This is a genomic window from Phreatobacter aquiterrae (genome assembly GCF_053471285.1).
In genome coordinates this window covers 140,744-162,656 of record NZ_JBJPHW010000002.1, presented here as the reverse complement: position 1 = coordinate 162,656, position 21,913 = coordinate 140,744, and the positions used below count along the sequence as shown (strand labels likewise).

The following is a 21,913-nucleotide window of genomic DNA, read 5'->3' as shown; positions in this document are numbered from 1 at the left end:
GATATCAGCGCAGCGTCAGGGCCACGAAGCGGCGGTCGCCCTCGGCATTGGCCACCAGGAACAGCGCCGATGAGCGGCCCTCCTTGCGCAGGGCCTCGATGCGGCGCGTCACGTCGGCCGGCGAATTCACCGGCTCGTTCTGCACCTCGAGGATGACGTTGCCGGCCTGGATCGCCCGCTCGGCGGCGCGCGACCCCGGATCGACCTGCGTCACCACCACGCCGCGCACGTCGTCCCTGACGCGGAAGCGCTCGCGCATTTCCTGCGTCAGGCCCGAAAGCTGAAGGCCGAGGGCCGAGACTGTCGGGTTCTGCGGGCGGGGCGCCGCCTGCCCCTGCGGCTGGCGGCCGGTGGAGGCCTGCTGGATGTTACCCTCGCGCCGTCCGAGCGTGACGGTGAGTGTCTCCTCGCGGCCGGCCCGCATGACGATGACCGGCACGGCCTTGCCGACCGCCGTCTCCGAGACGATGCGCGGCAGTTCCCGCGAATTGCGCACGTCGCGGCCGTCGAAGCGGACGATGACGTCGCCGGTCTTCATGCCCGAGGGGCCGGCCGGGCCGTTCGCCTCGACACCGGCGATGAGAGCGCCGCGGCGGGTGCCGAGATTGAGGCTCTCGGCGATCTCGTCAGTGACCTCCTGGATGCGCACGCCGAGCCAGCCGCGCCGCGTCTCGCCGAACTCGCGCAACTGCCCGATGATCGGGCGTGCCGTATTGGCGGGAATGGCGAAAGCAATGCCGATATTGCCGCCGGTCTGCGAGAAGATGGCCGTGTTGATGCCGATGACATCGCCGGCCATGTTGAACAGCGGGCCGCCGGAATTGCCGCGATTGATGGCCGCGTCCGTCTGGATGTAGTTGTCGAACGGCCCGGACTGGATGTCGCGGTTCTTGGCTGAGACGATGCCTGCCGTCACCGTGCCGCCGAGGCCGAGCGGATTGCCGATGGCCATGACCGGCTCGCCGATGCGGATACGGTCGGAATCGGCGAGATTGACGGCCTTCAGGGGCCGCGTCGGCTGGACGCGCAGCACGGCGACGTCGATCTCGCGGTCACGCCCCACCAGTTCCGCCTTGAGGCGTGTGCCGTCGTTGAAGATGACGGTGATCTCGTCGGCATTGTCGATGACGTGATTGTTGGTGATGACGATGCCCGAGGCGTCGATGACGAAGCCCGAGCCGAGCGACGACTGGCGACGCTGCGGCGCCTGCTGGCCGTTCGGGCCGCCGGGCGGATTCTCGCCGCGGCGGCGGAAGAACTCCTCGAAGAGCTCGTCGAAGGGGGCGCCGGGGCCGGGCTGGCCATTGCCGTCGGGCGGCTGTCCGGGCCGGCGGCCGGGAAGGCCCGGCCGCTGTCCGGGCGAGGCATCGACGCGCGTCGTCGTCGAAATGTTGACGACCGCGTCGATGACGCGCTCGGCGAGATCGGACAGGTCGATGGCCTGCCGCGCCTCGGCGCGGGGCGCAAGGGCAGGGGAGAAGGAGAGCCCCGCACCGAGGGCGAGGGCAAGGCTGGCAGCGGCGAGGCCGCCGCCGATCCGGGAAATCATCATGGAGGTCCTGGTCGAGAAACCGGTGAAGGAACGATGCGGGCGGGAAGAGCCGCGCCCCACCGCCGTACGATGCATGCGCGTCGATCGGTCTGTGGTCATGGAGAATCCCCGTCGGTTCCTTTGCATGATCCCACCATGTTTCGGCGGGATTGCGTCGGAACCTAGTCAATCATGAAATGGGGCGGCGTGGCGACAAGGGAAAGGCCCTTAAGGGCCCGCCGAGGTCCTCGCGCCATCACAGCTGTTTGAAGGCTTCGTCGACCGGCACCTGGAGCGAGATCACCATGCGGTTGGTTTCGGCGGCCATGGCGACCACCGAGACCATCTCCATGAACTGCGCGTCGGTCATGCCCTTGGCCCGCGCCGCAGCCGAATGGGAGCGGATGCAGTATTCGCAGGAATTGGCCATGGAGACGGCGACGTAGATCAATTCCTTCGTCAGCGGGTCGAGGGCGCCGGGCGCCATCACCTGCTTGACGCTGTCCCAGGTCCGCTTCAGGGCGGCCGGGTCATGGGCGAGCACGCGCCAGAAATTGTTGACGAAATCCGTCTTCCGGGTGGTGCGGATGTCGGCGAAGACCGCGGCGGCCTCCGGCGACAGGTCGCCTTCGGCCAGAATGGGCAGCATGGACATCGCTCCTCCTTCCGCCGGACGTCAGCCGGCAATGTCCTCGATCAGCCCGGCCATGATCGTGCCGCGCGGCAGGATCGAGCGGATATCGCAGAACTCTTCCTTGGTGTGGATGCCGCCGCCCCAGACGCCGAGCCCGTCGAGGGTCGGCACGCCCATGGCGCCGGTGAAGTTGCCGTCGGAGCCGCCGCCGGACTGCATGTGGTCGATGGGATAGCCATGCCGGTCGGCGATGGCCTTGGCCTTGGCGTAGAGGTCCATGGTGCCCGGACCGGCGACGAAGAGCGGCCGCACCGGCCCCGCCTCGATGGTGATGCGGGTGTTGGGGAAGGGTGGGCGCAGCGTGCGCAGCCGCACGTCGATGTCGGCGAGGTCTTCCGGCGTCGCAGCGACGCAGAGCACCTCGGCCGAGCACAACACCGGCACGACATTGACCCAGGTGCCGGAATTGACGCGTCCCACCGCGAAGGTCTGGCCGCGCTCGTAGTCCGACCAGTCCTCGATGGTCTCGATGATGCGGGCCATGGCGCGGATCGAGGAGACGCCGCGGCTGATGGCGGCGCCGGCGTGCGAGGGCCGGCCGTGGACATGGATCATGTAGCGCACCACGGCATGGCGGCCGGAGGTGACGAAATGCTCCCGTCCCGGCTCCGGCACGAGGACATGGGCGGCCTTGGCGGCCTCCGCCTCGATGGTGGCGCGGGACGAGGGCGAGCCGACCTCCTCGTCGGGGATCAGGACGACTGTGACGGAGCGCCGCAGGCGGCCGCCCTTCGCTGTGATCAGCTTGCCGAGGACGTGCAGCGTCAGCACCGTGCCGCCCTTCATGTCGGTGACGCCCGGCCCGTAGAGCCGCTCGCCTTCGCGGCGGATGGGCAGCGGGCCCGCCAGCGTGCCGACGGCGTGAACCGTGTCGACATGGGCGAGGATGAGGAGGCCGGGGCCCGCCTCGGCGCCGGCGAGGCGGCCGATGACGGTATCGCCGAAGCCTTGCGTTCCGGGCAGGCGCTCGATGCCGAAGCCCATGCTGGCGAGGTCGCGCGCGCCCTCGTCCATCATCCGGTTGACGGCGGCCGCGTCATAGGTCGGGCTCTCGATCGAGGCCCAGCGGATGATGTCGGAGATGACCTGTTCGACATCGGTGGTGACGGGCATGCTCTTGTCCTCCAGCGTGGGACGCGGAGCCTACGGTCGCTGTCCCGCCCGCGTCTACGGGCGGCGCGGCTCACCAGCTATGATGCCGAAGTTTGGGCCGCCAAAGCGCTGCTCGATCTGCCGGATGCGGGTCTCGTGGTCCGACCAGTTGAAGCGGCTTGTCGATCGCTGGCCCGGCGGTGGTGTCGCCGCGCCGGCTGGAACCGTGACGCCGCGGGCGAGCGGCGAGCCGATGGCGTTGAGATGGACCACGGCGCGGCGGCAGTATTCGAGCGACAGCGCGCTCATCTGCGTCTCGTCCCAGCCGGCGCGGTATTTCATCAGGGCCTGGCAGAGATTGCCTCCGGATCGTTCCCAGGCACCCGCCAGATAGGCGATTCCCAGGCGGATATTGGTCTCCGGCTCGAACAGGTCCTGGATCGTTCCGGCGAAGCCGAGCTGGCGCGCGATGGTTGGGCGCACCTGCATGAGGCCGATCTCGTCGATGAGACCCACCGCGTGCGGATCGTAGGCGCTCTCCACCATGGCGACGGCGTCGGCGAGATCGATCGGCACGCGCAGCGCCTCGGCGTGGCGGAGGATCGTCCCGAAATGGGCGGAGCGGCCCACCGGATAGCGGGTGTCGGAAAAGGCGCGCCCCTCGAAACGGCGCGGCGGCGCTTCGGCGAAAGGGGCCTCGAGCTGCGGCAGGTCAGCCGCCGTCGTCGCGGTCGTGGCATCGGCCGGCGGGGGCGGAGCTGGGAGGGCCTGCGGTGCGCTGCCGGGTCGCGCCGGCGGCAGGGGCGCGTTGATGACCGCCGGGTGAGACTCCGGGATGGCCGGCGCGCGGCTGCTCGCCGCCTCCGTTTCGCGGAACGCCTCGTCGATGGTGCTTGCCGGGGCCTCGCTGGCGGCCCGGTCTGCCGGGGCGGGAGCGGGAGCGGGATTGGGGGCAGCGACAGCCGGGGGCACCGGGGAGACAGCGGGGGCCGGCGCGGGGGTGGCCGGCGGAACTGTCGCGAGCTCGGGAGCCGCCGCCGGCTCGCCTTCGCCCGCATCGGCGGGCCGCGGCTCGGGGAGCGGCGCGACCCGCGGTGCCCTCACGACGGGACGGGCAGGGCGCGGCGCCTGCCGTCCGGAAGGCTGCTGGCCGACCCCTGGCGGCGTCAGGTCGAGCTGGGCATGGGCCGGCATCGCGGCGAAAACCGCACCGGCGAGGAGGACCGTTCGCAACGCAGACCGCATGGCCTCAATCTAGTCGACGACGGCAACGAGCGCTACCCGCAGCCCGTCCATCGCCTGAAACGCCTACAGCGCCTGACCGATACGCTGCATCGACAGGCCGAGGGCGGATGCGGCCAGATGGGCCCGCGGACGTCGCATTCCCCTGTGGTGCTTGGATAGGCCCGCCTTCCGATTCCATGCCTGCGGGCAGGACATGTCCGCACGTCCCACGGGAGCGAAGCATCTCGTCGCCTTTACGTCAGGGGAAGTGGGCGTCTAGTCTTTCGCCGCGTGGTCCGTGCCGGCTGCGTGAGTTCGGTTTTTTCTTGGGGAACAGGAATGGTCAGGACCAGCCTCTTCGCGACCGCCGTGGCCGCCGTTTTGGCGATCAGTTCGTTGTCTTCAACTCCCGCCTTCGCGCAGGCCTGTACGGCGCGCTTCACCTGCGATCCCGGCGTGAGCCCCGTCTGCTGGTTCCGCCTGTTCTATCGCAACGGCAACACCAGCGTCTTCACCGTGCCCGCCGGGGGCGAGCGTCGCATCTATGGCCTGCGGCCGGGTGAGAGCTATTGCTCGTCGAACCGTGGCACTCCGAGCACTCGCTGCGCGGCCCAACGCATCCGCATGTCCTGCTGACGGCGGCCGAAGCCTGCGCTGACATTTCCTGCCGAGCCCCGGTGGTCGTCGACAGCCCCCGGGTTTGTCGTTGCCGCCCTTACACGCGCGGCCGGCCCCACGAACCGCTGGCCTGCACCATCGAGGGCAGGTCCTGTCGCTGCGTCATGGTGGGCGGATGCGGCGGCATGTCCGGCATCCGTCCGCCGGCCGTCTCGACCAGCGCCTGGACCCTTTTGGTGATCGAGGGGTGGGTCGAGAACAGGTCGGCGAAGTCGTCCGGATCGTTCTCGAAGCACATGTCCATGACACCGGAGGGCACGCCCTCGATGTCGGCGCGGCCCGAAATCTTGAGCAGCGCCGAGATCATCGCGTCCGGGTTCTTGGTGAGCTCCACGGCGCCGGCATCGGCGAGATACTCGCGCGAGCGCGACAGCGACAGCCTCACCACGATCGCCAGCACCCACGAGACGACGACGAGGGCGACGCCGATCAGCACCACCACAATGGCGCCGCCGCCCTTGCGCTCGCCGCTCGACGAGGAACGGATGCCGCCGCGCAGGAAGGCGCGGAACACCAGTTCGCCGACCAGCGAAATGACCCCTGATATCACCACCGCGATGATCATCAGCCTGACGTCGCCATTGCGGATGTGGGTGAGCTCATGGGCGAGGACCGCCTCGATCTCCTTGTCGTCGAGATTGTTCAGGAGGCCGGTCGTCACCGTCACCGTGAACTGCTTCTCGTTGACGCCCGAGGCGAAGGCGTTGAGCGCGTCGCTCTGCAGGATGGCGAGCTTCGGCGTCGGCATGCCGCGCGAGATGCAGAGGTTTTCCAGCATCCGGTGGAGCTTTGGATGCTTGTCCTGGCTCAGCGGCTCCGATCCCGTCATCTTGCCGATGAGCGCGACGTTGAAGCGGTAGCCGATCAGCACCCAGAGCGCCGTCGCCGCCGTGACGAAGGGCAGCGCCACCAGGAAGACCCGCCAGGTCTCCCACAGCACATAGGCCCCGATGTGGTAGCCCGACATGCCGTAGCCGATCAGGATCACCCCGAAGGTCAGCACATAGGCGAGCACGAAAAGCCCGGCGATCAGGAAGCCGGAGCGGATCCTGTTATTGCGGATATGGCCGTAGAGCCCGTAGGCCTCGCCGATCATGGCACCGCCGCCGCGCTCAGAACTTCACGGTCGGGGCAGTCTCGATCTGGGCCCGGGTCTCCGGACCGACATCGAAGAACTCGCGGGAGGTGAAGCCCATCGAGGCGGCGAAGAGCACGGCCGGGAAAGCCTGGATGGAGGCGTTGAACTCGCTGACCGCATTGTTGAAGAAGCGGCGGGCGGCGGCCAGCTTGTCCTCGACATTGCCGAGATCGACCTGCAGCTGCTGGAAGTTGGCGCTGGCTTTCAGGTCCGGATAGGCCTCGCCGAGGGCGAGAAGGCGGCCCACCGCGCCGGAGAGCTGCTGCTCGGCGGCAGCCTGCGCCGACGGGCCGTGAGCGCCCTGCGCCGCGTTGCGGGCGGCGATGACGGCGTCGAGGGTCGACTTCTCGTGGGCGGCATAGCCCTTCACGGTCTCGACGAGGTTGGGAATGAGGTCGTGGCGCTGCTTCAACTGCACGTCGATGTCGGCGAAGGCCTGGTTGACCCGCTGCCGCAGGCCGACGAGGCCGTTATAGACGAAGACGGCGTAGATGGCGGCGGCGGCGATGATGCCGAGGATGGCCCAACCCATGACGTGGCTCCTGCGCGTGAGGACGGACGGCGATATGTCCGGACGAGAGTGTCACGGGCCGTCCCTGTTCGCAAAGACAAGTGGCGGAATCGTGTTTCCGTGGTGTGTCGAAGCCAGCCTTGTCCTGTCACGGCGTCAGGCACGGCCTCGCCGTCAGAACCGGGTGGTGAGGGTCGTCAGCCACGCGGGCGAGACGTCCACCAGCGCCGCCTCGATGGTCTTGTCGTAGCCGGTAAGGACCAGCAGGGCGATGCCCACGACGACGAGCCCCAGCGCGGTCTTCGCGCCCTGGCCCGCCGACATCATGCGCTCGCGCAGACCGAGGAGCCTCTCCCGCGACAGCGCGCCGAGGGCGGCAAGCGGCAGGCCCGCGCCGATGCCGAAGGCGAGCATGGTGAGCGCCACCTGTCCGAGGTTTTCCCCGCGCGCCGCCATCAGCGAGGCCGCGCCGAGTGTCGGGCCGACGCAGGGGCTCCAGACGGCGCCAAGCAGCAGCCCGACGCCGAACTGTCCCGACAGGCCGGCGCGATCAAAGCCGCCGAAGCGGGACTGCGTCCAATCCGACAGGGGGCCGGCCGCTGTCGCGAGGCGTGTCCCGGCCGCCGGCACGAGCATGGCGAGACCAAAGGCCAGCAGGATCAGCCCGGCGACCATCCGGAAGACGCCGAGGTCGAGCCCGACCGAGAAGCCGATCGTCGCGACGAAGAGCCCGATGGCGGTGAAGGAGACGGCAAGGCCGGCGGCGAGAGCCAGGGGTCCACGCCGGTGCTCGGAGGCGGCGCCCCCGAGCACGATGGGCAGGATGGGCAGCACGCAGGGCGACAGGATCGACACGATCCCGGCGAGGAAGGCGAAGCCGATGGAGGCGAGCATGAGCGTGTCCCTGCGGGCTGGTGGCGACGGCGTCGGGCGTCAGATGCTCTTCGCCACCAGGGCCGCGATCGAGGCGGCGTTGGTGTCGCCAGCGGAGCGGCCGACCTCCTGCTTGCCCTTGAAGACGACGAGGGTCGACTGGCTCTGCACGTTCAGCGTCCGAAGCACGTCCTTTTGGCTGTCGAAGTCGACGCTCAGGAAGACGAGGTCGCGGAAGCGCGGCTCGGCGGTCAGCTTCTGCAGGATAGGCTGCTGGGCCCGGCAGGTCGGGCACCAGGGAGCGGTGACCTCGACGAGGATCGGCTTGCCGGCGGCCTGCGCCGCCTCGAACGCGGCCTGGGTGAAGCGCTGGGCGACGGCGGAAGCCGGCAGCGACGGAACGGCGGCGGCGAGAGCGGCCGAGGCGAGAATGAAGGTGCGGCGATGGATCATGGTGTTCCCCGGAAGCGATGGCGACGCTGCGACGGACGGTTTGGCGTCGTGATCGTTACGGCGCCGAGCAGCGCGCCGTTACGCCGTTGACGGTGTCGTGATCGGGGCGGCCGGCACGCGTCACCCTCTCCCCGACGGAACGCCGGACATGGCGAGGCCCCGGACGCTTTCGCGCCGGGGCCTCTCAACATGTCAGTCGGCCTGTAAGCCGGGTTTTGTGGGGCGGGATCGCTCCCGCGCGACGACCATTCCTCTAGGCGGCCGATTGCTCGGACGCTCTGGCAACCTACCCGGACGACGGCGCGGATCCACGCCCGGGGTCGCCCCCTGTCGTCCCTATTCGGTTTTGCTCCCGGTGGGGTTTACCGTGCCGCTTCCGTTGCCGGTCGCGCGGTGGGCTCTTACCCCACCTTTTCACCCTTGCCGGGGCGAACCCCGGCGGTCTGTTCTCTGTGGCACTATCCCTGGGGTCGCCCCCGCCGGACGTTATCCGGCACCGTGTTTCCGTGGAGCCCGGACTTTCCTCCCCCGCGCCCTTTCGGGTGATGCGGCGGCGGTCGTCCGGCCGGCTGACGGGTGTGCAAGTGGGACAAGCGGGCCGGGGTGTCAAGCGGGCCGTATCAGGCCTTTTCGGTCGGCTCGACGGACTCGCGGCCCTTCGGCGCACCGAGGCTGGTCTTCGGAACGGCCGATGCCACCGGATCGCTCGCCGGGAACGAGGCCTCGAGCGCCGTATCGAGCTCGGTCTGCTGGACCTGCTCGGCCTTGGTCATGGAGCTTTTCGGCATCTTCGGCCCCTTGCCGGAGATGGCGTCTTCGAATTCGCGCGTGCCCTGGTCCTGCAACGCGTCGGCTTTGGTCGTGGCGGACATGTTTCCCTCCTGTGGCCATACCCGTTCGTGACCCACAACCCGCGAGGCGGGGGAAGGTTCCGCCTTGGTCGGCGGCGGTGCGCTCTGCTAAGGCTGTGCGGAACCAGGAATGAGGTTCCCATGCCGTCGCCGCTTCTCGCGCCCCTCTTCGGTTCGCCGGCCATGGAGGCGGTCTGGTCGGATGATGCGACCGTCCTCGCCATGCTGACCTTCGAGGCCGCGCTGGCGACGGCCGAGGGCGAGGCGGGGGTCATACCTGCGTCGGCGGTCGTGCCGATCAACGCCGGCTGCATGATGCTTGACGTCGACATGTCGGCGCTGGCCGAAGCGGCCGGCATCGCCGGCAATGCGGCGATACCTCTCGTCAAGATGGCGACCGCAAAGGTGGCGGAATCCGATCCGGAAGCCGCCAAATGGGTTCACTTCGGCGCCACCAGCCAGGATGTGATGGATACCGGCCTGGTGCTACAACTGCGCGAGGCGTTCAAGATCATCGACGCCGACCTCGACCGTGGCATGGCCGCCGCCGCGGCACTCGCGAAGGCCCATCGCGATACGCCCATGGCAGGGCGCACCTGGCTGCAGCAGGCGCTTCCCATCACCTTCGGCCTGAAGATGGCGGGAACGCTGGACGCACTGATGCGACACGCCGAGCGGCTCGATCAGGCGCGCCCGCGCATCCTCGCCCTTCAGTTCGGCGGCGCTGCCGGCACGCTCGCCTCGCTCGGCGACAAGGGGCCGGAGGTGGCCCGGCTGCTGGCAGCGCGCCTTGGTCTGTCCCTGCCGGACACGCCCTGGCACGGCCAGCGCGACCGCATCCTCGAGGCCGCAGGCCTCATGGCCGGCCTCGTCGCCACCGCGGCCAAGGTCGCCCGCGACGTCGCCCTGATGATGCAGACCGAGGTCGGCGAGGTGCTGGAGCCGGCGGCGCCCGGCCGGGGCGGCTCCTCCACCATGCCGCACAAGCGCAATCCGGCGCTTTCCGCGACCATCCTCGGGGCGGCCGGGCTCGCCCCGCAGCTCCTTGCGACCATCGCCGCCGGCGGCGCGGGCGAGCACGAACGCTTCGCTGGCGGCTGGCAGGCCGAATGGCTGGCCCTGCCGGAACTCGTCCGCCTCACGGGCGGCGTCCTGACGCGCCTTGCCGAACTTCTCGAAGGCCTTGTGATCAAGCCGGAGCGCATGCGCGCCAATCTCGCCGCGACCGGAGGTCTCATCATGGCTGAGGCCGTTCAGATGGCGCTGGCGCCCGCCTTGGGCCGCCTCGCAGCCCATGACCGCATCGAGACGGCATGCCGCAGGGCGCTGGGCGAGGGCAGGGCGCTTCTCGACGTGCTGGCCGCGGACGTCGAGATCACTACGCACGCCTCGCGCGAGCGGCTTGCCGAACTCCTCGACCCCGCCGGCTATCTCGGCGGCGCGGGCGCGTTCGTCGATCGCGTGCTGGAGCGATACAGCAGTCAGCAGTAGTCTCGGCGTCCCGAGCGGAGGGACTCTCGCCGTCGCCCCCGGCCGAGCGCAGCGAGGGGAAGGGGGTCCTGGAGTTGCCGGGCGCCGGACCGTTTCCGTCCCAATGCTGCGGGTGGCGCCCAAGGTGACGGAAAGCCTCGGCTCGACCCTCGATCGCCTCCACTCACCCCCCGTAGAGCCCCTTGTAGGTCTCGCGCAGCACGTTCTTCTGCACCTTGCCCATCGTGTTGCGCGGCAGGTCGTCGACCACGATCACCCGCTTCGGCAGCTTGAACTTGGCGAGCCGCGCCTCCAGCGCGGTCAGGATCGCGCCCTCGTCGAGCCGTGCGCCGGGCGTCGGCACCACCACCGCCGTGACGCCTTCGCCGAAGTCAGGGTGGGGCACGCCGATCACGGCGCTCTCGAACACGCCGGCCATGCCGTCGATCTCGGTCTCCACTTCCTTCGGATAGACGTTGTAGCCGCCGGAAATCACGAGGTCCTTGCCGCGGCCGACGATGTGGACGTAGCCATCGGCGTCAATCTTGCCGAGGTCGCCGGTGATGAAGAAGCCGTCCGCGCGGAACTCGGCGGCGGTCTTCTCCGGCATCCGCCAGTAGCCCTTGAAGACGTTGGGGCCTTTCACCTCGATCATGCCGATCTCACCCTGCGCAACGCCAGCGCCGGTCTCCGGATCGGTGACGCGCAGCTCGACGCCCGGCAGCGGGAAGCCAACCGTGCCGGCGACGCGCTCGCCGTCATAGGGATTGGAGGTGTTCATGTTCGTCTCGGTCATGCCGTAGCGCTCGAGGATCGCCTGGCCGGTCTTCTCGCGGAAGGCGCGGTGCGTCTCGGCCAGCAGCGGCGCCGATCCCGAGATGAACAGGCGCATGTGGCGCGTCGCGTCGGGCGTGAGACGCGCATCCTGCACGAGGCGGACGTAGAAGGTCGGCACGCCCATCATGCAGGTCGCCCGCGGCATCAGCTCGAACACCTTGTCGGCATCGAACTTCGGCAGGAACAGCATGGAGGCGCCGGCCATGAGGATGGTGTTGGTGGCGACGAAGAGCCCGTGCGTGTGGAAGATCGGCAGGGCGTGCAGCAGCACGTCGTCGCGCGTGAATTTCCAGGAGTCCTTCAGCGTCAGGGCGTTGGAGGCGAGGTTGTCGTGGGTGAGCATGGCGCCCTTCGAGCGCCCGGTGGTCCCCGACGTGTAGAGAATGGCGGCGAGGTCGTCGGCGCCGCGCGACACCGTGTCGAAGACCGGCGTCTGAGCGTTCGCCTTGTTCCAGAGAGAGCCGTCCTTGCCGCGTCCGAGGGTCTCGACGGCCGGAACGCCCGTGCGCGCCGCGACCTCGGCGATGCCCTCGCGCTTGCCCGGATCGCAGACCACGAGTGAGGGTTCCGCATCCGACAGGAAGTACTCGATCTCGGCGAGTGTGTAGCCGGTGTTGAGCGGCAGGAAGACGGCGCCGGCGCGGACGCAGGCGAGATAGAGGAAGATCGCCCCCGGCGATTTTTCTACCTGCACCGCCACCCGGTCGCCCGGCTTCACCCCGCTCGCCACCAGCGCGTTGGCGAAGCGTCCCGTGGCGGCGAAGAGATCATCATAGGTGAAGACGGTGCCGTCCTCGGTCTCGATGAAGGTCTTGGCGGGCTCTGTTCCGAAGAGGCGGACGAGGTCGAAGAGATGATTGGCCATGGTCGGCGTGTCGGCTCGGCAATGCGCAGGATCGCGGGAGCGCGGACCATGCCGCATCCGGCCGGTCAGGTCGAGAGGAGAGGCATGCGGGCGAGCCGCGCCGGCGGGCGCGCATCAGCTCGCCAGCGACAGCGCCTTGCGGAGATGGTCCGCCCTGATGGTTGCGCGCACCTGCGTGCCGATGCCCGGCTTCGAGCGGATGGTGAGCGTTCCGCCATGCAAGTCGACGAGCCTCTTGACCAGGGCGAGCCCCAGTTCGCCATCCTCGTGCGCGGCCTGATCCTGCCCGAGGGGGTCGAGGGCATGTGCCAGTTCGCCGGGCGAGACGCCGCGGCCGGAATCGGTGACGTCGATGACGAGTTCACCGGCGGCCCCCTGCTTGGTGGAGAAATTGACCATGCCGCCGCGCGAGGTGGTCTTGATCGCGTGGCCGACCATCTCGCCCATGATCTTCCTCATGGCGACGCTGTTGGCGACCATGGTGGACACCTCCGGTGTCCAGACAACGCGGAGCTTGATGCCCTCGGACTCTGCACGCGGGCGATAGAGCAGGTTGATCTCGCCGATGATTTTCTCCACCGGTGCCTGGTCTCCGGCGGGCGGCGTCTCGATGGCGGAGGCCTGTGCGTAGTCGAGTACATCGGCGAGACGGCGGGCGAGGCGGGCCGATTCCTCCCGCGCCGCCTCGATCAGCGCATCGATGTCGGCGGCGTTGCGGCTGGACGCGGCGCGCCGCGCCATCAGGTGCAGGCGTTCGATCGGCTGGCGGAAGGTGCGGCCGATCAGCCGGAGGAGGCCGGCCCGCACCCCCTTCAGCGTCTCCACCGCGATGAGGGCGCGGCTGACCTCCTGGGTCAGGAAAGCGACCTCGCGCGTCGCCGCCTCCAGCTTTTCGTCGCGCGCCTGCACCTCGGCGGCGAGGTGGGCATTGGCATCGCTCGCACGCTCCGCCGCCACCTCGGCGAAGCTGAGCTTTTCCTTCACGCCCTTGATCTGGGCCTGGAAGATGTCGATGGCGCGATTGTATTCGCGGGCAATCTGGCCGAGTTCGCCATCTGAATCCGCCTCGAGATAGGCGAAGGAGCCTGAATTCATCGTCAGGGCGCCGAGCTGGCTCACCAGCATGGCGACGTCGGTGGTCATGGCGTGTTCGGTGACGTTGAGGCCGATGCGCTCGTCCTCCGCGCCGACCCTGACGCGCATCACGAGGCGCAGCGCCAGGGCTGCGGCCGCCATGACCGCGACCGACCATGCGACGATGGCGAGCAGGCCAGCGGTCTGGATGGCCAGCGTGGTCGCCAGGGTCTCGGGCCGGCAGGCAGCGACGGCGAGAACGCCGAGAGCTCCGGCAAACAGATGGGCCGGGGCGAGGCCAAGGGCATCGTCGATCTCCATCAGTTCCAGCAGCTTCGTGCCGGCAAGGCTCGCCGCCGCGCCGCCGATGCCGAGGGCTATGGCTCCGAGCGGGTGGAGGAGGTGGGCAGCCGCCGAGGCGGCGATGACCCCGGCGATCGTCGCGTGGATGATGTGGACGACGGTGACGGTGGCGGGGCGGATCTGGTTGGCAAGGAAGGTCGCGAGGATTGCGCCGGCGCCGGCGAGGATCAGGTTGATGACCACCGGGGCGAGGGCGAGGCCGGCGGCCATGGCCTGGCTGATGGCGATGCCGAACCAGCCGAGCCACAGGAGCATCACGCCGAGCGCCGCGAAGGGAAAGCTCTGGCTCTGGACCACGAGGACGCGGCGCGTTCCCGCAAAGCGGCCCGTGCGGGGACCGACGAACAGCGCCGCCGCGAGGGCTGCGGCGCCGCCGGCGACGTGAATGACCCCGGCTCCGGCGAGGTCGATGAAGCCCAGTCCCCGCAGCCAGCCGGGCGTCTCGCCCTGCGCCCAGGCCCAGTGGACGATGACGGGAAAGACGGCGAGGGAGAAGACGGCAACGAAGGCCGCATAGCCGCGCAGGGTGGTACGCTCGGCGAGAGGTCCGGACAGCAGCGTCGCGGCCGCACAGGCGATGACGATCGCGAGGATCAACTCGCTGCCGCCGTCGGACGGCATGAACGGCCCGTCGCCCGCCAGCGGCCCGCCGGCATTCATGATGCCGAACCCGGCGAACCAGACGGCCAGCACGGCGATGCCGATCTGGACCAGCGCCTTGGCCGCCGCGTTGACGCTGTGCTTGGCGCGCACCAGTCCGCTCTCGACGGTCACGTGACCGGCGAGAACCAGAAAGACGCAGAGCGCGATCAGGACAGGCCAGAGAAGGTCGAGCGGCGTCGCAGCCATGTGAAGAACCGGGCGCGAGGCGCATCGCTCGCCGCCACACTCTGGCCATTCATGGTTAACGCAAGGTTACTTTGTCCCGAAAGTGACGGGATCAGAGGCATTTAGAGGAAGGGTATCAGCTCTCCGGGGACGCGCCCGGGCGGTGGCGGTCGCGCCACTCGCGCGGGCGCACGAACTCGCCGGCCCACAGTCCCCGCCGGGCGGTCCTGGCGGCGGCCTCGTCCTGGTAATAGGCGCCATAGGCGACCGCCTGTCCCGCCACGACCTGGGCCCGTCCAAGGTCGACGTCATCGACCTTGCAGACGGCGACGGTCCGCCCGAAGCGGTCGATGTCCCGCCGCTCGCAGGAGAGGGGCTGGCCGGCGGCCAGCGCAATCAGGGAGCGCGCCGATTCCCGTCCGCAGCGCACCTCCCGTCCCTCCCGCGTGCAGCGCTGGAAGAGTTCCGGCGCGTCGATGCCGAAGAGGCGGATCTCGACGCCGGCGACCACCAGGCTGTCGCCGTCGACGATGCGGGCGTGGCCGTTGATCGTCAGGCCCGGCTTGCCGCCATGCAGAGCCTGCCAGACGGCGAGGGCGGTGACAGCGGCCACCGCCAGCGCGAGCCAGAGAAAGGCACGGTTGGGCCGCAGGCTGCGGAAGCGGGAGAAGCGCAGCAGGGAACCGGCAAGCATGGTGCGGGTCGGGCTTCGATTCGTCGGCGGGACGCGACGTTCATGGTTCGTTTACCATGGATTTCGACCCGCCGTTAATCAAATCCTGCCACATTTCGGACGTTGTGGCGTTGCGTTGGAGAGGTGCCCTGGCATGGGCGTTGAGGCGGCAGACGGGCGGGCCGAGGAGCGGCAAGCCGAGCGCGCGCGCGAGCACGCCCAGAGCCGCAAGCGCGTCGTGCGCCAGGTTCGCGACGCGCGCGACCGCCTGACGTCCACCACCGGCACGAAGCGCTCGTTCGAATACGAACTGATGCGCGTCTTCGCGCAGAACAAGCTGTCCGCGGGAATCGCCGTCGCCCTCATCGCTGTCGCCACCGGATGGGTTGCCGGCTGGGTCACCAATCCCGTCATGGGGGCTGCAGGCGGCGGCGTGGTGCTCGCCTCCCACGGCTTCTGCGTTCTCATGGCCCGCGCCTTCCTGAAGGTGCCGCCGGACAAGGCCGACCTCCAGTCATGGCGCATGCGTTTCGTCCTCGCCGAGACAGTCCTGGGCCTTGCCTGGGTGCTGGCGCTGATGATCGTCATGCGCTCGGCTGCGGCGGAGGCCAGCACCTTCCTGCTGGTCGGCATGCTGATCGTCGTCGCCGTCTCCGCGATGATCGGCTCGACCGTTCCGGTCGCCGTCTTCGCCTCCTCGCTGCCTGTCGCGGTGGTGGTGATCGCCTATTTCCTGCTGCTGCACGGCATGCAGGGCGCGGTTCTCGCGGCCATGGCGGTGGGAACGCTGCTGTTCTTCGCCATCATCTCGGCGCGGCTCTACCAGACCAACCTCGCCACCATCGAGGCGCGGGCCGAGAAGGACGCGCTGATCGGCGAGCTGGAGACCGCCAAGACCAATTCCGACGAGGCGCGGCGCAATGCCGAGATGGCCAATGTCGCCAAGTCGCAGTTCCTCGCCCAGATGAGCCACGAGCTGCGCACGCCGCTTAACGCCATCCTCGGCTTCTCCGAGGTGATGAAGGGCGAGATGTTCGGGCCGCATTCCTCGCCGCAATATGCCGAATATGCCGGCGACATCCACTCCTCGGGGCAGCACCTCCTGTCGCTGATCAACGAGATCCTCGACCTGTCGCGGATCGAGGCGGGGCGCTACGACCTCAACGAGGAGGCGCTGACGCTCGCCTTCGTGGTCGAGGACTGCCACCACCTGCTCAAGGTGCGCGCCAAGAACAAGGGCGTCACCATCGTCGAGCGTTTCGAGCCCGACATGCCGAAACTGTGGGCCGACGAGCGCTCCATCCGTCAGATCGTGCTGAACCTGATGTCGAACGCCATCAAGTTCACCCCGGCTGGCGGAGAGATCACGCTGAAGGTCGGCTGGACTGCCTCGGGCGGACAATATGTGTCGGTGAAGGACACCGGGGCCGGCATTCCCGAGGACGAGATCCCCATCGTCCTGTCGAATTTCGGCCAGGGGTCGAACGCCATCAAGAGCGCCGAGCAGGGCACGGGCCTTGGGCTTCCCATCGTCCAAGGGCTCGTCTCCATGCACGGCGGCACCTTCACGCTGAAGTCGACGGTGCGCGTCGGCACCGAGGTGACGGTGACCTTCCCCTCCGAGCGCGTGATGGAGGCCCTGCCGGCCATCGCCAGCCCCTCGCTCGCCGCCCAGCCGCATGTGCCGCTGGCCGAGGAAGCCCCGGCCCCGGTCGAGGCCCAGAACGTCGGCGCGCTGCGCCGGGCGCTGTTCGGACCGCGCCGCTGACCCTTCGACCAGAGTCCCGCGGGGGTCTGGTCTGCTGCCGTCTCGCTGGCTTGACCGGTTCCTTCTCCCATGGTGCTGTTACACGACAACAAGCATCTCCGGAGGAGGAAACGCCATGAAGCTCTACGACACGCCGCTTGCCCCCAATCCGCGCCGCGTGCGCGTCTTTCTCGCCGAGAAGGGCATCGACATCCCAAAGGTGACCATCGACCTCGGCAAGATGGAGCAGAAGTCTGAGAGCTACGCCGCCGTCAATCCGCGCCAGCGCACGCCGGCTCTGGAACTCGACGACGGCTCGGTGCTGTGCGAATCCGTGGCCATCTGCCGCTACATCGAGGCGCTGCACCCGGAGCCGAACCTGTTCGGCCGCACGCCGAAGGAGATCGGCGAGATCGAGATGTGGTCGCGCCGCATGGAGCTGAACCTGCTCTCCACCATCGCCTCGGCCTTCCGCCACCTGCATCCGGCCATGGCCGCGATGGAGGTGCCGCAGGTGAGGGAATGGGGCGAGGTCAACAAGGGACGCATCATCGATGAACTCGCCTTCCTCGACCGCCATCTAAAGGGGCGCGACTTCATCTGCTGCGACCGCTTCACCAATGCCGACATCACCGGCATGATCGGCATCGACTTCCTCAAGCCGACTCGGGTCGCCGTGCCGGACGACTTCGTCGACCTGAAGCGCTGGCATGCCGCCATGGCCGCGCGGCCCAGCGCATCGGCGTGATAGACAGGGCGCGTGGAGAGCCTGACCGACCTGACACGCGCCATCGCCGCCTGCCGCATCTGCGTGGAGACCCCGCGCGGAACGCCGCTGCCGCACGAACCGCGTCCCGTCGCCTGGCCCTCGGCGACGGCGCGCATCCTCATCGCCGGACAGGCGCCGGGAACCCGGGTCCATGCCTCGGGTCGCCCGTTCACCGATCCGTCCGGTGACCGGCTGCGCGCGTGGATGGGGATCGACGCGGCGACCTTCTATGATCGCGACCGGATCGCCATTGTGCCCATGGGATTCTGCTTTCCGGGGCACGATGCCAAGGGCGGCGATCTGCCGCCGCGCCGCGAGTGCCGCGCCGCCTGGCACGACCGACTGATGGCCGCCATGCCGCAGATCGACCTGGTGCTTGCCGTCGGCGCCACAGCGCAGGCCTACCATCTCGACAGGCTGGGCCTCGGCGGCCTGCGGCGCCCCTCGCTCACGGAAACCGTCGCCAACTGGCGGGCCATCCTCGAGGCGGGCGCCATTCCCGCCGTCTTCGCTATGCCCCACCCGTCATGGCGCAATTCCGGCTGGCTGAAGCGCCATCCCTGGTTCGATTCCGACCTGCTGCCGGTGCTCAGGGCCGCAGTGCGGCAACGCGTTTGATCCTGCGCAAGACGCCGGGCGGGCCGGGGGCGTAGGCAGTCTATATTCCGCCCCGTTTTCCCGGCATCATCCTTGCCGTGGTTCGCCGGGCGTTGCCCGGTCTGGAGGTCTTGCATGGTCCGCCGTTTCCTCGGGTTTCTCGCCGCCTCGATGCTGATGATCGCATCGGCCCATGCCCAGACCGAAACACGCCTTGCGCTGGTTCTCGGTACGGGTGCCTATCAGACCAATCCCATGCCCAATGCCCTGAACGATGCGGGCCTCATGGCGCGCACGTTGCGCGATCTCGGCTTCTCGACCGTCGAGGGCGCGGACCTGCCCCAGGCCGAACTCCGTCAGGCCATCGCCAATTTCATCGCCCAGTTGCGCGAGGCCGGCCCCGACACCGTCGCCGTCGTCTATCTGTCCGGCCTCGGCCTGCAGCATGAGAGCGACAGCTATCTCTTGCCGTCCGACGCGGTGATCCAGGGCGAGAGCGACGTGCCGATCGGCGGTATCCGCCTCAATGACGTGGTGCGCGCGCTGGCCGCCATCCCCTCCCGCGCCAAGCTCGTCCTGCTCGACGTTTCGCGCCAGCATCCCTTTGCCGATGTCGGTGTGCCGGTGCGTCCGGGCATCGGACTGCTGGACACCGCCCCCGGCCTGTTGATCGCCTCGGCGGCCGCCCCCGGCGCCGTTTCCGCGCCGAACGACGCGGCCTACGGGCACTTCGCCACGGCGCTGGCCGAGCAGCTCAGCGCCCCCGGCCTGCCGGTGGACCAGGCGATGGCCCGCGCCCGCCTGCGCGTTCACCAGTTGACCAACGGCCGCGACACGCCCTGGGAGACGGCCCGCCTCGCGCCTCCCGTTCCGGTGCTGAACGCCGGCGAGGAACAGCCGACGGGCACGACCCCGCCGCCCCCGCCGCCCGCGGCGGAACGGCCGATGGAAGGGCTGTCGGCGCAGGAAGCCTACGCCCTCGCCATCGAGCGCGACACGATCGAGGGCTACCAGGCCTTCCTGAGGGTCTACCCGGGCGATCCGCTGGCGCAGCGCGTCAAGCGCCTGCTGGCCACCAAGCGCGAGGCGCATGTGTGGCGGCGCACGGTGCGGACGAACTCGCCGCAGGCCTACTGGACCTATCTGCGGACCTATCCGCGGGGGCCGCATGCCGAGGAAGCGCGCCTGCGCCTCGGCCGCCTGTCCGCGCCGGTCGCGCCGCCGCCGGCCTTCGACGAGGTGATCTACGATGACATTCCGCCGCCCCTGCCGGAGGTCGAGGTCGTCTACGAACCGGACTACTGGGAGGAGGCGCCGCCCTCCTTCTATGACGACGTGGTGATCGTCGCCCCGTACTACCTCGGGCCGCCGGTGGCGCCGGTCTATGTCCTGCCGCCTCCGCCTCCGCCGCAGTGGGGCGTGCTCCCGATGGTCGGCGCCGCCGCGCTGATCGCAGCCCCCATCGTCGTTCATCGCTTCGTGCGGCCGCGCCGCGAGCCCGTGGTGATCCGTCCGCCCGTCGGTCCGCGTCCAGGCATCGGGCGTCCTGGTCCTGGTGGTGGTCCCGGTTTCGTTCGGCCAGGCGGCCCCGGCGGACCCGGTACCGGCAGACCCTTGCCCGGCTCGCCCGGCGGCGCTCTCCTTCCCGGTGGCCCAGGCGGGCGTTTCGTTCAGCCGGATGGTCGTCGACCGGACGGCCGTTTCGGCCAGCCCGATGGGCGCGGCATCCAGCCCGATGGTCGGCGTCCTGATGGCCGCTTCGGCCGGCCCGATGGTGGACGCCCTGACGGCCGCTTCGTGCAGCCTGACGGCCGGCGTCCCGACGGCCGCCCCGATGGTGGACGCCCTGACGGCCGCTTCGTACAGCCTGACGGTCGTCGTCCCGATGGCCGCATCGGCCGCCCCGATGGTGGACGCCCTGACGGCCGCTTCGTGCAGCCTGACGGTCGTCGTCCCGATGGCCGCATCGGCCGCCCCGACGGTGGACGCCCTGACGGCCGCTTCGTGCAACCCGACGGCCGGCGTCCCGATGGCCGCATCGGCCGCCCCGATGGTGGACGCCCTGACGGCCGCTTCGTGCCGCCTGACGGTCGCCGTCCCGACGGCCGCATCGGCCGCCCCGATGGTGGACGCCCTGACGGCCGCTTCGTGCAGCCTGACGGTCGCCGTCCCGACGGCCGCATCGGCCAACCCGGTGGGGGCCGCGTGGGCGCGCCCGATGGTATGGGCGGCCGGCGCGGTCAGCCGCCGCAGCGGCAGTTCCAGCCGCCGCCCCAGCGCATGGCGCCGCCGCAGCGGCAGTTCCAGCCGCCGTCGCAGCGGATGGCGCCGCCGCAGCGTCAGTTCCAGCCGCCGCCGCAGCGCATGGCGCCACCCCAGCGCCAGTTCCAGCCGCCGCCCCAGCGCATGGCGCCGCCCCAGCGTGCCGCTCCACAGCGTCAGGCGCCGCCTCCGCGACGCCCGGGCGAAAGGCCGCGCGGCTGATCATGAAACGGCAGAGGGCCGCAGGATCGTCCTGCGGCCCTCTCTGGTCAGGGGTGATTTCCGACCCGTTTACCGTCCGGCTCCGTTCGCGTCCGTCCGTTCACTTCCGCTCGAGGCGGGCGAAGAGGCTGGACGTGTCCCAGCGGCCGCCGCCCATGGTCTGCACCTCGGCGTAGAACTGGTCGACGAGGGCGGTTACCGGCAGCTTCGCGCCGTTGCGCCGCGCTTCCGCGAGGCAGATCGACAGGTCCTTGCGCATCCAGTCGACGGCGAAGCCGAAATCAAACTTGTCCTGGTTCATCGTCTTGTGGCGGTTTTCCATCTGCCAGGAGCCGGCAGCGCCCTTCGAGATGACGTCGACGAGCTGCTCGATGTCGAGCCCGGCCTTGCGGGCGAAGTGCAAGCCCTCGGACAGTCCCTGGACGAGCCCGGCGATGCAGATCTGGTTGACCATCTTGGCGAGCTGGCCGGCCCCGGGGCCGCCGAGGCGGCGGCAGGCGCGCGCGAAAGCCGCGATAACCGGCTCGGCCTTCGCGTAGTCGGCCTCCTCGGCGCCGCACATGACGGTGAGAACGCCATTCTCGGCGCCGGCCTGACCGCCCGAGACCGGAGCGTCGACGAAGCCGATGCCGAGCGCCGCGGCCTTCGCCTGCAGTTCACGGGCAACATCGGCGGAAGCGGTGGTGTTGTCGACGAAGATCGTCCCCTTCGCCATGGCCTGGAACGCCCCGTCCGGCCCGATCGTCACGGCGCGCAGGTCGTCGTCATTGCCGACGCAGGCGAAGACGAAGTCCTGACCGACCGCCGCGTCCTTCGGCGTCTTCGCGGCGGTACCGCCATGCTGCGTCACCCAGGCCTCGGCCTTGGCGAAGGTGCGGTTGTAGACGGTCAGGTCATGGCCGCCCTTGGCCCTGAGGTGGCCGGCCATGGGGTAGCCCATGACGCCGAGACCGAGGAAAGCGACTTTCGCCATGGCTGATAGCTCCGCTGGGGATGGCTGGATGCGAGGGACGCCTACCATCCCCGAGGAAGGCACGAGGTCAAGGGGGGCATGCCGGGGCGGGGCGCCGGCTCGTATGCGTTAAGGATAACTACTTAGCCATGCAGAAAGCGGGAAACAGCCCAGCGTCAATGCTGGCATGCTGCGGCGAATTGTGGTTC

At 69.4% G+C, this 21,913-nt stretch carries 19 protein-coding genes and 1 other RNA gene; 6 read left to right on the top strand and 14 right to left on the bottom strand.

The window, feature by feature from the left end:
• Positions 1–4: 4 nt before the first annotated feature.
• The 4 genes from ACJ4V0_RS03260 to ACJ4V0_RS03245 form a co-directional block, all read right to left on the bottom strand.
• Complete coding sequence (locus ACJ4V0_RS03260) at positions 5–1,549, bottom strand: Do family serine endopeptidase (protein WP_448298121.1); 1,545 nt, start codon at positions 1,547–1,549, stop codon at positions 5–7.
• A 238-nt stretch (positions 1,550–1,787) separates the two neighbouring features.
• A complete protein-coding gene (locus tag ACJ4V0_RS03255) occupies positions 1,788–2,186 on the bottom strand; it encodes a carboxymuconolactone decarboxylase family protein (RefSeq protein WP_448298120.1) in 399 nt (132 codons plus the stop codon).
• Between the two features lie 21 nt (positions 2,187–2,207).
• A complete protein-coding gene (locus tag ACJ4V0_RS03250) occupies positions 2,208–3,338 on the bottom strand; it encodes a M20/M25/M40 family metallo-hydrolase (RefSeq protein ID WP_448298119.1) in 1,131 nt (376 codons plus the stop codon).
• Positions 3,339–3,392: 54 nt separating this feature from the next.
• Positions 3,393–4,562, bottom strand: a complete 1,170-nt coding sequence (locus ACJ4V0_RS03245) for a lytic transglycosylase domain-containing protein (RefSeq protein ID WP_448298118.1) — start codon at positions 4,560–4,562, stop codon at positions 3,393–3,395.
• Positions 4,563–4,880: 318 nt separating this feature from the next.
• Between ACJ4V0_RS03245 and ACJ4V0_RS03240 the strand changes: the two genes are divergently transcribed.
• The gene (locus ACJ4V0_RS03240) at positions 4,881–5,177 is read left to right on the top strand and encodes a hypothetical protein (RefSeq protein WP_448298117.1); all 297 of its coding nucleotides are present in this window, start codon (positions 4,881–4,883) and stop codon (positions 5,175–5,177) included.
• Positions 5,178–5,256: 79 nt separating this feature from the next.
• Here the strand turns inward: ACJ4V0_RS03240 and ACJ4V0_RS03235 are convergent, their stop codons facing one another.
• From ACJ4V0_RS03235 to ACJ4V0_RS03210, 6 genes are all read right to left on the bottom strand, one after another.
• Positions 5,257–6,315 (bottom strand): M48 family metallopeptidase, encoded by a 1,059-nt coding sequence (locus tag ACJ4V0_RS03235; protein WP_448298116.1) that lies wholly within the window; start codon positions 6,313–6,315, stop codon positions 5,257–5,259.
• 16 nt (positions 6,316–6,331) lie between these two features.
• Positions 6,332–6,889, bottom strand: coding sequence for a LemA family protein (locus ACJ4V0_RS03230; protein WP_448298115.1), 558 nt, complete (start codon positions 6,887–6,889; stop codon positions 6,332–6,334).
• A 153-nt stretch (positions 6,890–7,042) separates the two neighbouring features.
• On the bottom strand, positions 7,043–7,762 hold the full coding sequence (locus tag ACJ4V0_RS03225; protein ID WP_448298114.1) for a cytochrome c biogenesis CcdA family protein: 720 nt from the start codon (positions 7,760–7,762) through the stop codon (positions 7,043–7,045).
• Positions 7,763–7,801: 39 nt separating this feature from the next.
• A complete protein-coding gene (locus ACJ4V0_RS03220) occupies positions 7,802–8,194 on the bottom strand; it encodes a thioredoxin family protein (protein ID WP_448298113.1) in 393 nt (130 codons plus the stop codon).
• A 188-nt stretch (positions 8,195–8,382) separates the two neighbouring features.
• Positions 8,383–8,767, bottom strand: an RNA gene (gene rnpB, locus ACJ4V0_RS03215) — RNase P RNA component class A.
• 47 nt (positions 8,768–8,814) lie between these two features.
• Complete coding sequence (locus ACJ4V0_RS03210) at positions 8,815–9,066, bottom strand: hypothetical protein (RefSeq protein WP_448298112.1); 252 nt, start codon at positions 9,064–9,066, stop codon at positions 8,815–8,817.
• 120 nt (positions 9,067–9,186) lie between these two features.
• Between ACJ4V0_RS03210 and ACJ4V0_RS03205 the strand changes: the two genes are divergently transcribed.
• Complete coding sequence (locus ACJ4V0_RS03205) at positions 9,187–10,536, top strand: 3-carboxy-cis,cis-muconate cycloisomerase (RefSeq protein WP_448298111.1); 1,350 nt, start codon at positions 9,187–9,189, stop codon at positions 10,534–10,536.
• A 163-nt stretch (positions 10,537–10,699) separates the two neighbouring features.
• Here ACJ4V0_RS03205 and ACJ4V0_RS03200 read toward each other — a convergent pair whose 3' ends face one another.
• From ACJ4V0_RS03200 to ACJ4V0_RS03190, 3 genes are all read right to left on the bottom strand, one after another.
• Positions 10,700–12,217, bottom strand: a complete 1,518-nt coding sequence (locus ACJ4V0_RS03200) for a malonate--CoA ligase (protein WP_448298110.1) — start codon at positions 12,215–12,217, stop codon at positions 10,700–10,702.
• A gap of 114 nt (positions 12,218–12,331) precedes the next feature.
• The gene (locus ACJ4V0_RS03195; protein WP_448298109.1) at positions 12,332–14,503 is read right to left on the bottom strand and encodes an ATP-binding protein; all 2,172 of its coding nucleotides are present in this window, start codon (positions 14,501–14,503) and stop codon (positions 12,332–12,334) included.
• A gap of 115 nt (positions 14,504–14,618) precedes the next feature.
• The gene (locus ACJ4V0_RS03190) at positions 14,619–15,176 is read right to left on the bottom strand and encodes a thermonuclease family protein (RefSeq protein ID WP_448298108.1); all 558 of its coding nucleotides are present in this window, start codon (positions 15,174–15,176) and stop codon (positions 14,619–14,621) included.
• Positions 15,177–15,309: 133 nt separating this feature from the next.
• Here ACJ4V0_RS03190 and ACJ4V0_RS03185 point away from each other — a divergent pair, with 133 nt between their 5' ends.
• The 4 genes from ACJ4V0_RS03185 (at position 15,310) to ACJ4V0_RS03170 (ending at position 20,752) form a co-directional block, all read left to right on the top strand.
• Positions 15,310–16,923 carry a sensor histidine kinase gene (locus ACJ4V0_RS03185; RefSeq protein WP_448298107.1) on the top strand — a complete coding sequence of 538 codons (1,614 nt, stop codon included), beginning with the start codon at positions 15,310–15,312 and terminating at the stop codon, positions 16,921–16,923.
• A 115-nt stretch (positions 16,924–17,038) separates the two neighbouring features.
• Positions 17,039–17,650, top strand: coding sequence for a glutathione S-transferase family protein (locus tag ACJ4V0_RS03180; protein WP_448298106.1), 612 nt, complete (start codon positions 17,039–17,041; stop codon positions 17,648–17,650).
• 12 nt (positions 17,651–17,662) lie between these two features.
• Positions 17,663–18,289: a uracil-DNA glycosylase family protein gene (locus ACJ4V0_RS03175; protein WP_448298105.1), complete on the top strand. Its 627-nt coding sequence runs from the start codon at positions 17,663–17,665 to the stop codon at positions 18,287–18,289.
• Between the two features lie 114 nt (positions 18,290–18,403).
• Positions 18,404–20,752, top strand: coding sequence for a caspase family protein (locus ACJ4V0_RS03170; RefSeq protein ID WP_448298104.1), 2,349 nt, complete (start codon positions 18,404–18,406; stop codon positions 20,750–20,752).
• Positions 20,753–20,852: 100 nt separating this feature from the next.
• Here ACJ4V0_RS03170 and ACJ4V0_RS03165 read toward each other — a convergent pair whose 3' ends face one another.
• Positions 20,853–21,725: an NAD(P)-dependent oxidoreductase gene (locus ACJ4V0_RS03165; RefSeq protein ID WP_448298103.1), complete on the bottom strand. Its 873-nt coding sequence runs from the start codon at positions 21,723–21,725 to the stop codon at positions 20,853–20,855.
• Positions 21,726–21,913: the final 188 nt, after the last annotated feature.